Here is a 14,560-nt window from a genome sequence, read left to right as displayed (position 1 = left end):
GTTTTAGAATTGCCAGGACACAGATGTAGCCAAGATCACAGCGGTTGGTGTACACACAGCAATACACAAACGTGTAGGGTGTACACGTTTTGCACGGGGAAAGTATACTAGTGCTAGCGTCGATGTATCAGGAGTGGGCAATGAATGAGCCAGAGGAGTTTGCTAAGAATTTTGCAAGGCTAACTCCCCGACAGCGAGAGGTTCTGTCCCACATCATGGAAGGCAAGAGCAATCAGGAAATTGTCGAACATGATCGTATTAGTCCTGGTACAGTACGGAAGTATGTACAGAACATTTGCGATATTTTGCAAGTTCCAGGGGAAAAGGGGCATTCTAGAAAACTAGCATTAGTTACTTTAGTCAGAAGGTATAAACCAGATTTTCTGAAAGAGCCACAGCAAGATCTAGAAACTCTAGAAGAAGATGGAAATAGTTATGAATTTGATCTAGATTTCGTAGGGAGGGAAGGTGCGATCGCCCATTTGGATCAATTACGCCAAGAGGGGAAAACCTGTGTTTTGATCCAGGGTGCGGGGGGGGTGGGTAAAACGGTGTTGGCGGAGCGGTATTTGGCGGCGCAGTTTCCGGGGCGGTTGGTGCGGTTTGATGTGGCGAAGGAGAAGCAGGCGGTGGGGTCTGCCAGTGGGTTGTTGGAGTCGAAGTTGAAGGAGTTGGGGGAGGAGCCGGGGCGGGAGTTTGCGGTATCGTGCGATCGCCTTCGCAGCAAGCTCAAAGCAGAGGCCTATGGGGTTTTGGTGGATAATTTGGAACCGGCTCTCGATGGTCATGGGCGATTGATTTCGGAGCATCGTGAGTATGTGGAGTTATTGCGGGTTTTATCGGATGCGTCCTTAAAGTCCTTTACGTTGATCACGAGTCGGGAGCAGCTGAGTGAAAATCTCAGTATTGAACTTTACCGCCTAGATTATTTGAAGGTGAAGGCTTGGGGGACTTATTTTAAACAGAAAGATTTGAATGTTGATGCTGCGGTGTTGGCAGAAATGCATGGAACTTATCGCGGGAATGCCTTGGCGATGCGGGTTTTGCGGGGGCGGATTGTGGAGGACTATCAAGGCAATATTGAAAGGTATTGGGCGGAGCATCAGACTCCCGACGGGCTGGTTGTTGAGCAAGCAATGGAAAACCTAATCACTCAACAGTTTGAGCGTTTGCAGCAGGTTAATCTGAATGCTTACAATTTGCTCTGTCGGATGGGGTGCTTTCGGTTTCAGGATGTGCCGACGGTTCCGCGAGAGGGGTTATTTTGTTTGCTATGGGATATTCCCCAAAATAAGGCACAGAAAGCAATTGATACATTGCGCGATCTGGCTTTAGTGGATCGTGTGGATGGTGAGTATCGCTTGCATCCTTTAATTAAAGAGCAAGCAATTGAGCGATTGAGAAATAGTGAGGATTGGGAAAGAGCTAATCGCACAGCAGCTAAATTTTGGAAAAACATTGTGCAAATTATTAAAACCTTAGAAGATTTCAATCGCGCATTTGAAGACTACTATCACTATATTTCAATCAGTGACTATGAAAATGCTTTGGATGCAATTTTAAAGCGTAAGCAATCGATATGGAAAGAATATTATTACATCAATTCAGAGATAAAATGTGACGAAAGATTATGTACAGTTGCTCGAAGATTTGGGCTACATACTCTCTTTATTGATGCTATAAATAAATTAATTGAGAAGGTTACTCAACCAACCGCAAAGCGAATAATTGTATTGCTGAACTTGGCTGAAAATTTATGGGCAAGAGGTGAAGTTAGAGAGGCTATTGAAATTTACCAAAACTGTTATCAGTCAATGCTAGTTCTAAATTTAAATGAAGTTACTGAAAATAATAATCAACTTCTAGAATTGATTTTTATTTTCAGTCAAGGAGTATGCTTTTTTGAATTGGGTCAAACAGAAGTAGCTCTGGATCACCTGATAACAGTATATCAGAAGGCAAAACAAGCAGAAATATTTTTCTATGTTATTGAATCATCTTTTGTCCTTGCGGCTTGCTATGCTAAATCAAAAATTTTTGAAAAGTCCAATTACTTCATCAACGAAGACTACTTGTACTATTGTAAATATGGTGATCAGTTAAGTTCATGGGCAATTGTTCATAGACATTTTTTCTTAGGAGAAGCTTACTACTTCATGGATAGTTTTGAAAAGTCCGAGGTTCACTATAAAAAAGCTATGGATGAAGCAGAAAACATGACATTTTTCCAAGTCATTGGTAAATCTTACTCAGGACTAGCTAAATTGAAGCGCAGCCACGGTGATTATATATCTGCCTTGTCTAACCATCGACAAGCCATTCAAACCTTAAATACAATTGATGCCAAGTGCGATCTTGCTGAAGCTTATTATCAAATCGCCTTAACCTATAAAGCCATGGGAGACACCCCCAACAGCCAAGACTATTTCAATCAATCCATCGCCCTCTGGCAAAAAATCAATGCCCCCAAACAAATCGAACGCATCCAAAAATCTATGAACACCCCCCCGCAATAAACCCAAAAACCCCAGAAACCGGGTTTCTTGCACCCCCTCATTTTCCCCCTACCCCCTCCCAGAAACCCGGTTTCTTTCACACCAACGAAAAAACCATGAAAATCAAATATGATCCTGAAGTTGACGTTCTACGGATTACCCTGAAAGATGTAGACATTGAAGAAAGCGACGAAGAAACCCCCGGCATCATCCTCGACCTCGACGCTCACCAAAACATCGTCGGCATCGAAATCCTCCAAGCTTCCCAACGCATCGACAACCCACAGGCCATCGAATATGTAATTACTCCCCCCAACAACACCGAACCCCGTACCCCCGGATTACTCACCGGACAACTTTCAGACCCATTTTTTGAACCCTTACCTGAATCAGAATTGCAACAATGGGAATAAACTATTTTCCCCATCGATGCAACACCCTCGTAGGTATTTCACCCCATAAAAAAACCAGAAACCCGGTTTCTTGCACCTCCTCATTTTCCCCCTACCCCCTCCCAGAAACCCGGTTTCTTTTACACCGAAATCCTCCAAATCTCCCCAGTTTATTCATCAAATTTAACCCGTTTGTAAAGGTCTGAGAGATGAATCTGAAGGTTCACCGTTTCCAGTTCCACAATGGCATCCTTGCCCATAAATTCAGTCAATAACCATTGACGCTCACCCACTTTTTTACAGAGTTCGACTCGATAGGATTTTTGTTCAATTAATAAATACTCTCGTAACTGGGGAATCGAACGATAGAGTGTAAATTTTTGACTCTGATCAAATCCCGCAGTAGAAGGGGATAACACTTCTGCAATGAAACAAGGATTGGTTACAGCCATTTGTTGAGCATCGGTAAATTCAGGTTCTCCTGCAATTACCATCACATCCGGGTAAACATAGCTCTGAGCTTCCCCAATCCATAACCTCATATCACTAACAAAAATTTCATAATTTTGCTCTCCCCCTTGCAAGGGAAGTAAACGACTCAAATTTAACGCTAACCGATTATGATTAGCCGAAGCACCCGCCATTTTAATAATTTCTCCTTGAATCCATTCGCTTTTATCAATAGCTTTTTCTTCTTGTTTGAGATAGTCTTCAACCGTAATTGAGGATTGCTGAGTGACGACAGCCATAGTTTATTGGGGTGTTAATTTAATACAGGTATAACAATTTTGGGTCAAATATCCCATTAATGAGCGTAGGGGCGAAAACCCTTTCGCCCCTACGGATTAAGCAGATTGCAAATCAGAACCTAACCCAACAGTTGAATATTGGAGAAGGCATAGCGATCGCGCCGGCCACTTTCTGGATTGTCAACAATCCGCTCACTCAGAATTTGATAATTGCCCACCTGAACATAGGAATCTTCAAAATCACTCTTTTCCCCCTTCTGTTCCCCTGTTTTCGGGTCATGATAAACAGAATCATAACGGTGGGAGAGATAACCCTCCGGCGTTTCATGAATACCGTGGGTGTAGATCGTCACCACAACCCCGTGGATGTGACGATGCACCATCGAAACCACATTATTGTGGAGTTCGTAGCGATCGCCTTCCCCCTTACCGCCAATAATGATTTCCACCGCCCCCGTTGCCAGCGTCTCCCCATAGGTAAACGTATTCTCCCCATGCACCGCCTCAAAATCCCGGCGCACCCGATGAATCCCCGTTTCCCACAATTGACCATGGATCGCCTTCTGGGCCGCATCATCGGCCACATCCAAGACCTCCGCCTTCATATCCGGCCCCAACTTCACCCGGCCCTGGATCACCTGACCCTCATGCTCATAGGTGATATCAGCGGTATAACCGGGGAAATCTGCATCCCAGGTGTAGCGATTTTCATAGGCAGCGCGAAACAGGTTGCGGGCAGAAACTTGGGTAACTGTCATAAATACTCCGAGTGTGAAAGTCTAATGATTGTCAATTAGTATACACTATTGCAAGCCTGTTGGGTGTTTGCAGCCCGGCGATCGCTTTTTTTTTGCTCTATGCCTAGTTTGCCCCCCTGCCATGTCCATGTCTGGCTGATCCACACCGCCACCCAACCCCCTGGCCCCTGGCCCCACCTCACCCCGGCGGAATGGGAACGGGGACAACGGTATCGACAGGAGGGCGATCGCCACCGCTTTTATCTCGCCCGCAGCAGCCTCCGCCAATTGCTCCACCACTACACCGGCCATCCCCTAGGGGTGATTCTCACCACCCCCCAAGGCAAACCCTTCCTCCCCGATCATCCCCTCCAATTCAACATTTCCCACACGGGGGATTGGGTGGCGATCGCCTTCGCTCACCATTGGCCCCTCGGCATTGATATCGAAACCCTGCGCCCCATGGAGGATGTCCTCGCCCTCGCCCGGCGTTTCTTCCGCCCCAGCGAAGCCGCCGCCCTCGCCCAACAGCCCGACCCCACCGCTGCCTTTTTCACAATTTGGACAAGGAAAGAAGCCTTTCTCAAAGCCACCGGGGAGGGCCTTCAGGGACTTCAAACCGTTGAACTGAATCTGGATCGCCCCCCGCAAATTCTCGCCATTGATGACCCAGGCCAGGCTCAGATCCCTTGGTGGATCACCGATTTAGCCCTACCGGGGATGGCTGGGGCCTTAGTCGTAGGAGGGCAGCCCGAAAAAGTCGCAATTCACGAAATTCACACCTGGTCAGGATTACCAGGGACTGCCGATGAGGGCAAAGCCTGACCAATAGTAGGGATGGTTGAAGGGGCGATCGCCCAACTTCTGTAACGCTGGCGGTAAATCTAACGCCATCTCACTGCCCACCAATTGCCCCCCATCCAGGGTAATGTCCTGATTTAACAAATCCAATTGGGCGCGGCGCAGGGCTTCCGCCTTTGTCGGAGCCGTCGTGAGATGTTGATAAAATCCCTTCATTAACGCCAACGTCGCCACATCATTGGCGGGCCAAATACTCGCCAACGCTGACGATACTCCGGTACTCACCGCAATCCCCGCAAAGCCAAATTCCGCATCCGGACTGCCAAAGGCCGTCCGACAAGCACTCAACACCAACAGATTCACCCCCTGCTCCCGCCAAGGGATGGACTGTAAATCTGCCATGGAAATTTGTTGATCCCAAAGTTGAATGTAGGACTGATCCGGCGCACCGGGGCGAAATTCGGCGTGGGTGGCGAGGTGGACAATATCTACGCCATTGCTCTGTTGAGCTTGCCAATTTGACCAAGTGACCTCCTGATTAAGGAAGGTTTGGGTTTTGGTTTGGGTGGCGGCGATCGCCTTCAACTCCGTCGGCACAGCAGGTAAATCTGGCTGCATCACAAAATCCGAAACCCCCATTGCAAACATCGAAGCTTGATTGAGGTTGGTGCGTTGGGTTTGAGTGAGGGATAAACTGGGAACCATACTGAGGTTGTAGTTTTCCATTAAAAACCCCTCGCCACTGTGGAGCGCCGCCATGGGTAACGTATGCAATCCAGCATCAACGCTAAACAGGAGCGCCTCCAAACCAAAACGATCTAAATCTGCTTGCATCGGTGCAATTAACCATTGATACAATTGCTGGGCCGGCGGTAAATAACTGACCGTCATCCGCCGCACCGGATCGCCAATTTCCTGGCGCAGTCGTTGCACCATTGCTAACACCTCGGTTTTCGCCACCGGCACAACGTAATGAATCGGTTTCGCGGTGGGAGGAATAAGAATCAGATCGATATGTTCTGGCCGGAGGAAGATATAAATCAAGGCGGATTCTAAACCCGTTTCTGCACTGCGGGTTTTGAGAATATCTTGCATTTCCCCAAAACTTAAGGCATTCCCCGGATCACCTTTGCCTAAATAATTGAGCAATTCCCCGGCAAAAAATTGATCAAGGGAGGCGATCGCCCCTTCTAAATCCTGGCCATCTAGGAGTTGTTGCACCGTGGAGCGATCGCCCACCGCTAAATCACTTTTCTCATTGCGATTGTTACTACTGGGATTCGCCATCGGATTGCTATGGAGTTGGTTTAATGCCGGTGGCGGTGTAACCGTGGTGGCATCCTTCACCACTTGCGGAATTTGCTGGGCAGGCGAAACAACATTCCCCTGATTGGGAGCAGCAATAAAGCCATCGATATTGAACACGCCTGTCGTACCTGTTGCTTGATTATTGCCTAAATTAACCTGAGCCGGCCCCTGGTAATTGCTGTAATCCAACGTCCCTAAACCCGTTCCACCATCGAGAACGCCGCCAAAATTCACGCCCGGATTAAAGACAAAGGTATCCCGACCACTCCCCCCCGTTAATCGGCCCACATTGTTAAAATTAAAGGCAATATTACCGTTATCCATCCGCCCCTGTTGGGTTCCCGTTAATGTCCAAGTGGCATTTTGATTAAAGCCTTGAATACTAGCCATGCCATTCACGGTCAGATTCGTATTTTTGAGGAAAGTCTGCGTGATCATATTATCGGTAAAGGATAATGTGCCGGTATTACCCAGTTTACCGATAACCGTTGTAGTAAATCCGCTGATTTGCGTTAATTCTGAAGCTGATAAATCCCAGGCTGGCGTATCAATATTACCGCCCAAAATTATACTTCGATTCGTAGAGAAAGGATCTATGGTTAAGGTTCCTGATCCCGTGACGGGTGCAGTAATAGTTGAACCATTGGCAATGATGGAGAGATTATTCGTTTGAATGCCAGCATTATTAACAAAAAGGCTACGGCCTTTGAGGGTTAAATCTGTTGCAATGACTTGATCCTGAATAGAAACAGCACTTAACGCATCAAAGGTAATGATTTGACCTGTAATCGAAGCATTGGCGACAATGGTATCGGCTCTAAATGTGATATTGCTACTCAATAAATTCAAGGCATCTTGAATGACAATAAAATCTGTTGCTTCCAGCACAACATTGCCAGTGAGGGCATTTAACGCGGTGGTACTAATAAAATAATCTACCCCTGGATCAGTGGCTTGAAAAATATTCGGGAGTTGAGCATCATGGGTATTCGCTGCACCGATAAAAATATTGGTCGGATCAAGCAATAAAGTTCCACCTTGGCCTTGGGGAGCAGAAAGATCGGCGTTGCCATTGTAGGCGAGGTTGACTTTGCCGGAAACTTCAATAAAGCCACCATCGCCCCCCGCTGCACCGCCCCGCGCCTCAAACGTACCCGCCGCCACCGTGGATTCATTCGACCAAATTAAGATATTGCCTCCATCTCCTTCGGGGCCGGTGGTGTTGGCAAGGATGCGACTGTTGCCATCAATGAGGACTTTTTGAGCAACTTTGCCAATCTGGATATCACCGCCCCCCGTTGCCCCGGAAGCGTCGAGGGTACTGTTGACCAGGGCGAGGCGATCGCCATCCACCCCAATCCGTCCCCGATTCCCCGTCCCATCCTGAACATCAATCCCCCCCGCCAACACCATCAATCCAGGGGTACTGGGAATAGCCAGATCAGAATTATCCAGATCAATCGAGCTATTTTCTACCCTCGCCCCCGTTACATTCGGGCTACCCGTGAGCAATGCCGGTAAATCCAACGCCGTAATTTGTGCCGATGCCCCTAAATCTTGGGTATCCACTTCTAAACTCAGCAACATCCCCGGCTGACTAATCCGCACATATTGGGAATCTGGCACAGCCATCACCTGCACCGTACCTCCGGGCGCGGTTAATGTCCCAGTATTTAGCACGGTGGAGCCGATTAAGCCCAATTGTTGCCCAGGGTTAACCGTCAAATCCCCACTGTTGATGATTGCACCGCTATCGGTAGGGCTGAAATGAAAACCGAGGGGATTTCCCACCAAATCCTGATATTGATTATTTTCGTAGGCGAATAGCGTCCCGTTAGCAAACTCCAAAGCCGTGGCGGTGGTAGCAACAAAACTCCCCGGCACATCCAGCCGCGCATTGGCCCCAAACACAATCCCCGCCGGATTCATCAGATAAAAATTGGGACTACCCCCCAAAACCGTGAGGAGGCCATTGATTTGGGAGGGATCGCCGCCGATGACGCGGGCAAAAATATTTTGGGTGGTGGGATCAGCGAGGAAAGCCGCCACCTCAGCGGCAGTGAGGCCAAACTGCTGGAAACTGTGGAATAGGTTGCTTCCCGCAGCGGTTCCCCCTTCAATTTGGTAATGATTCCCCGTTTGCACGACAGTGGTTCCCGTGCCATCGGTGGCGGGAATAATCGATTGGCCGTAGGCAGGCAGAACAAACCCCCCTAGACCAATCAACACCGTGCAGGCGGTGAGACTCGATCGCCACCATCGGGTTTGAGGGGGATCATGAGGGGCAAGTCGCGATCGCGCGATGATCGCCCCTTGATCGAGTTGATGAAAATGCGATCGCACCATACCCCCCTCCAGTGACCTGGTTAACAGCTAATTCACAAAAGGTGCGGGAGCAATCTCGCACAACTCCACAGAATTTAGCAGCGTAAACCAAGGCTCCGTTGATGTAGCACATTGAGTCCCCACCAGATGATACCAATGCTCTGCTTTCCCTTGATCACGAAGGGCATTGGTTTGACTGACGAATCGTGTCTGAGCATACTGCTGGAGTGGTTCATACCACAGACCTGCCGCCGCATAGGCTGCGGGGTTTGTCACCGGATCAATACCCTGAACCCGTTGCGCAATGGGATCCTGTGGATCTAAACGTTGCATCCAAGCATCCATCGCAATATTGGCAGCCGGATCTTGGGCATCAAAGACCAAACTGACATACCAGTGATACAGTTGCCCCTCACTCAAGCCATAGTCCTGGGGTAGAGCAAAGCTCATAATCCCGCTTTCGCTAGGAGCCGCCTGCTCAAACTCATAGACCAATTCCGTATCTTGCCCCGTCGCTAAATCATGACGATAGAGGGAGAACTTAATCGCCTTCGCATCGGAAACCGGAACATAGGCATAGAAACCTGGACGTTCAGATAACGTCAGCGATAGCCCGTTTTGGGGGACAAGTAACTGGAGTTGAGACAAACTCTCCGGCAGACGGGAGCCGCCATCATTGGCAGTTTCCGGTGCGCCGCGACGGGGGGGAGTAAAACCATCCCTTGTGCCGCCATCGGTGGCACTGTTGGGCGCACCCCGTCGGGGAGCCTCAAAATTCCCCCTTGTGCCGCCATCGGTGGCACTGCTGGGGGCCCCCCGTTGAGGGGCCACAAACGCCCCGCCCCTGGTGCCGCCATCGGTGGCACTACTGGGCGCACCCCGGTTGGGGGGATTAAAGGTTTGAGCAGAACTGGTCTCCACGGGCCCAAAAAGGCTAGTGCTGATCAGGACACAGGAGAGAGTTGCCCAAGTTGGCCAAGAATGAGAAAAACGATGAGATAACATGGGTTGAAATGAAAGCTCCTGATAAAGATTTGCATCAAGGATCAAATGCCGGCTTTAAATCCATCGCTTTACCAAGAGCTAGATTATTCAGACGGGCGAGGATGAGGTTGTTCCCCTCTTCACCGACTCTTGGTCATCGTCAGGATGATCACGGCGCAATATTTTCCTACTTCAATCCTAAAGCACAATTCCGAACTCCGTAGAATTACGTGCAAAACGCGATAGAATAAACAGCCCCAACAAGATTTAGAGTCCCCTTCCACTCTAACCTCAGAACTGTCAAGATTTCAACCCGGAAATCTTGCAAAAATTACAGCATTTTTACGCATTTTTGAGCGGGTTCTCCATTGGCTGTTGTGAGGCAGGGAAGGGGTTAGAATCCTGTGGATTAAAAACTGGGGCATGGCTACGCCAACAAACAACAAAAAACCCCCCTGAAACAGGGAGGTTTGGCGGCATATTGAGGAAGATGGGCTGAATTATTGCAGGACTTCCACTTTCACAGGGGCAACGCCACTACCAATCATGCCGATCGCCCCCGCTGCGGCGCGGGAGAGATCAATCACCCGGCCTCGGGTGAAAGGCCCTCGGTCATTAATGCGCACAACGACGGAAGCGCCAGTCCGCAAGTTGGTGACACGCACCTGTGTCCCAAAGGGCAGGGTACGATGGGCAGCAGTCATTGCATTTTGGTTGAACCGTTCACCGCTAGCACTGCGGCGGCCATGGAACCCCGGGCCATACCAAGAGGCAATCCCCTGCTGGAGGAATTGACCGACGGACTGGGCAGGGGCAGGAGTGTTGCGGAATTGGGATTGAGGACGGCCGATAATGTTGGCCATGGCTAAGGGGCCAGCGCCCCCCACAAGACGACGCAGACGATTGGTGACTTGCAGAGCATCCTGATCCCAGTTTCTGGTGCTGTCGGGGAGGATGTGCTGGGCATCAATGGGGGCGATCGCCTCTTCCCCACGCATCACCCAATAGGCTCTCGCCTCATGGTTCCACTTTAACGTTAGTTCTGCCGCCGTTTCTGGGGGTAGGGCGTTGATTTTTTGTGCCACTGCTGCCGCCCGTGCTAAGGGGTGGTCTGGGGTGGTGGCAATTTCGCCAGAAAGCACTTGCTCAGGGGTAATGAAGCCGGTGTCCAAAGATGCAGCGTTGGTGGACGACTCGGCGATAAACGTAAGTACAGGAATATTCCGGACGTAGAGGGTTGCGGCGTTAGATGTCCCTACGGTATGGGGGAAAAGCGTTGTCAATGAGGGGGCGATCGCCACTTGAGGCTGTCGCGGCGATGAAGCTGTTTCCACAGCGTCATTGCTGACGGTTTCTTGAAGATCAGAAGCAGCCAAGGTTTCAAGCGCATCAGCATTCGCTGTTTCTACACTGTTGGCCGACTCAAGGGTTTGAGCGGAGGCGATCCCCGCAGTGCCTAACAAGGTGGTTAGGACAGTAGCGGTGACGCTACTCATCAATTGCTTATTCATAGGCGTTCAGCATTAGGTCATTGCACAATCAGGCCAGACAAAGGGCGACCCGGTTCAAAACGAGCGAGAAGCCACAACGTTATCGAACTGCCACAGCCTACCATGAATTTTTGTGAAGGCAAGGGGGTTAACGCAGATCTGGACTGCTGAAGCGTCATCATGGGCCAATTTGAGAATTGTCGCTGAGGGGGGCAACCCCTTACCCCATCAAATTTTCCCGGTTCAGGGGATCAGCAGTGATCCCTAAAGATTTAAAATTCTAATCATTGTGATTTTTGGTGATTTTTTGTGATTCTGGCAGCCCCTACTGCTCTCCAAAAGTCCTTTTTTTTAGCCCCAACCCCTAAAATAACCAGAGCATTCCCCTGATTTTGAAGTATTTATGGATTACAAAGAGGCTGGCGTTGATGTGGTAGCGGGGCGTTCCTTTGTGGAGCAAATTCGCGATGATGTGCAAAGTACCCAACGCCCGGAGGTGTTGGGCAATCTCGGCGGTTTTGCCGGTTGTTTTCAACTGCCCACGGGCTATCGAGAGCCGGTGTTAGTCTCCGGAACCGATGGGGTGGGGACGAAGTTGCGTATTGCCCACAGCGTCAATCAACATCACACCGTGGGGATTGATTTGGTGGCGATGTGTGTCAATGATATTTTGACCACAGGGGCCGAACCGTTATTTTTCCTCGATTACATTGCCACCGGGAAGCTAGAGCCGAACCAATTGGCCCAGGTGGTGGCGGGGATTGCGGCGGGTTGCCGGGAAAGCGGCTGTGCGTTGTTGGGGGGGGAAACGGCGGAAATGCCAGGGTTTTACGGAGCAGGGGAATATGATTTAGCGGGGTTTTGTGTGGGGGTGGTGGAAAAAGGCGATCGCCTCAACGGTTCTCAAGTAGACATCGGTGATATCGCCATTGCCCTCCCCAGCCAAGGGGTACATAGCAATGGCTTTTCCCTCGTGCGCAAAATCATCGCCACCCAAGGCTACAACTGGTCAGATGCCATTGCCGAATTGGGGGGAACCTTGGGGGAAATTTTCCTCACCCCCACCCGGATCTATGTGGCCCCCATCCGGGCCGCCCTCAAAGCCGGTCTTAAAATCCACGGCATGGCCCACATTACCGGCGGCGGCCTGCCGGAAAATCTCCCCCGTTGCTTAAATCGTGGCCAATCAATCCGCGTCGATCGCCAAACCTGGACGATCCCCCCCATCTTTCAATGGTTAGCCCGCCAAGGGGATGTCACCGAAACCGCGATGTTTGACACCTTCAATATGGGGGTGGGGTTTGTGGTGATTGTGCCACCCGCCACTGTGGATAAAGCCTTAGCCTACTTCCAAACCCAGGGGTTAGCGGGGTGGGTGATGGGAGAGGTGATCATCGGTACGGGGGAATTGGTTTGGGGTTAATCGCGCTCTTAACCCATGGAATCACGGGATAGAATGGAAGCAATCATGAGCCTGTTTGAGAGTAACCAACAATGATCGGATTTATACAAGCGGTCGTAATCGGCATTCTGATCGTCACCTACATCGGAGGCCTGTGGAAATTTTGGCAGGGCTATAACCGCACCAACTTTCAACCGAGTTTCCTACAACGGATTTCCCTCACACTTCTCTGGCCCGCCCTCTTAATTGTCAACAAATCCTATCGGAAAAACTTCCAAAAAGCCCTCCGGGGCTAAACCATCAGAAAAGAGCGATCGCCTCCCCTCAAGGCGATCGCCCCCCTTCTTCAATTCATCAGCAAATCGTCAAGCATCCTGCCCTTGGGCCGCAGCCAGGGCATACTGGGCCACCTGTAACGTATAGCGGGCCTGCTCTACAGGGGTCAATGCTTCCCAATCCACTGGGTTCGGTGTTGCCGCTGTACCACTGCGCATCGCATAGGCCAAAGGCCGGGCAAACAGGTTTAAATCCTCCAAACTCCAATCCGTCAGCAGCGGGCTTACACATTCCACCAACTGCTCTAAAGGGGAAAGACTGCTGGCGGCTAATTTTTGGGCTTGGCGGGCAATTTCCTGGAGCCAAGCCGCTGGGATCGTTGCGGCAAATTGACGGCGTAGGGCCTCCTCAACCCCCTGAGGGGCCCAACAAGCCTCTAGCTGATTAAAAAACTGCGCGGCGCGGCTTTCCCATTCCCCAGCGGGCCAGTCGAATCCCTCCACCTCCGCCTCCACAGCAACAAAATAATCATCTGCCATGGCAGGATTCCAAGGATAGCGGTCTTCCGTGGTCAGTAATTGGTCTAGCAGTTCGCCCTCAGTTTGAGCTTGGCGGGCGGTGTGAGCATGATCAGGTTGAGGGGTATGCATGGGTTCTTCTCCCGTGGTCATCCAAATTTGAGGATGTCGAATTGTTCTTGTTGGGGGGATCTACACAACGGGATCGCACCGTTCCGCAGCCTTCAAAAGTTTTTTCAAAATTAATTCTCAGAACGGATTCAGTATGGGGTGGATCCCTTGCCCTTGGCAAGGGAGGCCAGCGGGTTTGTTAGGCTAAGGTGGCTAAATCTTCATCCGTCTCCTGCCATCATGCTCCAACAAACCACCCTCAATTTGATTGCCATTGGTGTTTTTCTGATGGTGATGTCCGTCCTCCTTGGGCCACTGATCCAACTCCCTGCCGCTGTTCCCGCTGGGGCAACCCTCAGTTTTATGGTTCTCTTCGCCGCTGATACCCTCGCCTGGCAGGGGCGGGGGGGGAATTTACTCGTAGATGCGGTGGCGCGGCTTTCCCCCCAACACCGCGATCGCGTCCTCTATCACGAAGCGGGTCATTTCCTCGTAGCCTATGCCTATGGTCTCCCGATTACCGGCTATACCCTTTCCGCTTGGGAAGCTTGGCGGCAGGGCAAACCGGGGTTTGGGGGGGTGGAATGGACAGCGACGGATGGGCCGGGCGATCGCCCCGGGCCGGTTCTCCAAAAACAATGGCTCGATCGCTTCTGTATTATTGCCATGGCCGGCATTGCCGCCGAACGGCTACAGTATGGCAGCGTGGAAGGGGGCAATGACGATCGCCAACAGGTGAGCCAAGCCCTCACCGCATTGGGTCAACCCCAGCAACAGGTTGCCGCTAAACAGCAATGGGCGGAATTGCAAGCCAAGATGCTGATCCAAAACCACCAAGCCGCCTATGAAGCGTTAGTGGCGGGGATGCGATCGCGCTCCTCTGTGGCTGACTGTGTACAATCTCTGACCGCTGCCGGTTTAAGCCCCAGCGATGCCCTAGGGCCGCTCAACCGCTCCTGAAATCGCAAAACA

At 50.6% G+C, this 14,560-nt stretch carries 11 protein-coding genes and 1 pseudogene; 6 read left to right on the top strand and 6 right to left on the bottom strand.

Annotation, left to right across the window (positions count from 1 at the left end; all coding sequences use genetic code 11):
* Positions 1–140 precede the first annotated feature (140 nt).
* Together VB712_RS05695 and VB712_RS20400 are read left to right on the top strand one after the other, a co-directional pair.
* Complete coding sequence (locus VB712_RS05695; RefSeq protein ID WP_323253020.1) at positions 141–2,516, top strand: LuxR C-terminal-related transcriptional regulator; 2,376 nt, start codon at positions 141–143, stop codon at positions 2,514–2,516.
* Between the two features lie 95 nt (positions 2,517–2,611).
* Positions 2,612–2,800, top strand: a pseudogene (locus VB712_RS20400) (DUF2283 domain-containing protein); the annotation flags it as partial.
* A 257-nt stretch (positions 2,801–3,057) separates the two neighbouring features.
* Here the strand turns inward: VB712_RS20400 and VB712_RS05685 are convergent.
* Both VB712_RS05685 and VB712_RS05680 read right to left on the bottom strand, forming a co-directional pair.
* Positions 3,058–3,636 (bottom strand): Uma2 family endonuclease, encoded by a 579-nt coding sequence (locus VB712_RS05685; protein WP_323253016.1) that lies wholly within the window; start codon positions 3,634–3,636, stop codon positions 3,058–3,060.
* A 119-nt stretch (positions 3,637–3,755) separates the two neighbouring features.
* Entirely contained in the window at positions 3,756–4,394 is a 639-nt protein-coding gene (locus tag VB712_RS05680) for a DUF3386 domain-containing protein (RefSeq protein ID WP_323253014.1), read from the bottom strand.
* Positions 4,395–4,493: 99 nt separating this feature from the next.
* On the opposite strand from VB712_RS05680, the gene VB712_RS05675 reads away from it, so the two are divergent.
* Positions 4,494–5,198 (top strand): 4'-phosphopantetheinyl transferase family protein, encoded by a 705-nt coding sequence (locus VB712_RS05675; protein ID WP_323253013.1) that lies wholly within the window; start codon positions 4,494–4,496, stop codon positions 5,196–5,198.
* On the opposite strand, the gene VB712_RS05670 is transcribed toward VB712_RS05675, so the two are convergent.
* The 3 genes from VB712_RS05670 to VB712_RS05660 all read right to left on the bottom strand — a co-directional run bounded on the left by VB712_RS05670 (position 5,166) and on the right by VB712_RS05660 (position 11,302).
* Positions 5,166–8,828, bottom strand: coding sequence for a CHAT domain-containing protein (locus tag VB712_RS05670; protein ID WP_323253011.1), 3,663 nt, complete (start codon positions 8,826–8,828; stop codon positions 5,166–5,168). The two genes, VB712_RS05675 and VB712_RS05670, sit on opposite strands and share 33 nt — an antisense overlap.
* Positions 8,829–8,855: 27 nt before the next feature.
* Entirely contained in the window at positions 8,856–9,728 is an 873-nt protein-coding gene (locus VB712_RS05665) for a DUF928 domain-containing protein (protein ID WP_323253009.1), read from the bottom strand.
* Between the two features lie 563 nt (positions 9,729–10,291).
* Positions 10,292–11,302 carry a septal ring lytic transglycosylase RlpA family protein gene (locus VB712_RS05660; protein WP_323253007.1) on the bottom strand — a complete coding sequence of 337 codons (1,011 nt, stop codon included), beginning with the start codon at positions 11,300–11,302 and terminating at the stop codon, positions 10,292–10,294.
* Positions 11,303–11,684: 382 nt separating this feature from the next.
* Between VB712_RS05660 and purM the strand changes: the two genes are divergently transcribed.
* Positions 11,685–12,704 (top strand): phosphoribosylformylglycinamidine cyclo-ligase, encoded by a 1,020-nt coding sequence (purM, locus tag VB712_RS05655; RefSeq protein ID WP_323253005.1) that lies wholly within the window; start codon positions 11,685–11,687, stop codon positions 12,702–12,704.
* Positions 12,705–12,775: 71 nt separating this feature from the next.
* Positions 12,776–12,979: a hypothetical protein gene (locus VB712_RS05650; protein WP_323253003.1), complete on the top strand. Its 204-nt coding sequence runs from the start codon at positions 12,776–12,778 to the stop codon at positions 12,977–12,979.
* A 69-nt stretch (positions 12,980–13,048) separates the two neighbouring features.
* Here VB712_RS05650 and VB712_RS05645 read toward each other — a convergent pair whose 3' ends face one another.
* Positions 13,049–13,609, bottom strand: a complete 561-nt coding sequence (locus VB712_RS05645) for a hypothetical protein (protein WP_323253001.1) — start codon at positions 13,607–13,609, stop codon at positions 13,049–13,051.
* A gap of 219 nt (positions 13,610–13,828) precedes the next feature.
* Here VB712_RS05645 and VB712_RS05640 point away from each other — a divergent pair, with 219 nt between their 5' ends.
* Entirely contained in the window at positions 13,829–14,548 is a 720-nt protein-coding gene (locus VB712_RS05640) for an ATP-dependent Zn protease (protein WP_323252998.1), read from the top strand.
* Positions 14,549–14,560: the final 12 nt, after the last annotated feature.

Origin of the sequence: Spirulina sp. CCNP1310 (assembly GCF_034932185.1) — a bacterium.
Taxonomy (GTDB): domain Bacteria; phylum Cyanobacteriota; class Cyanobacteriia; order Cyanobacteriales; family Spirulinaceae; genus Spirulina.
Note: the sequence above shows the minus strand (reverse complement) of the source record. Positions and strands in the feature narration are given on the sequence as shown.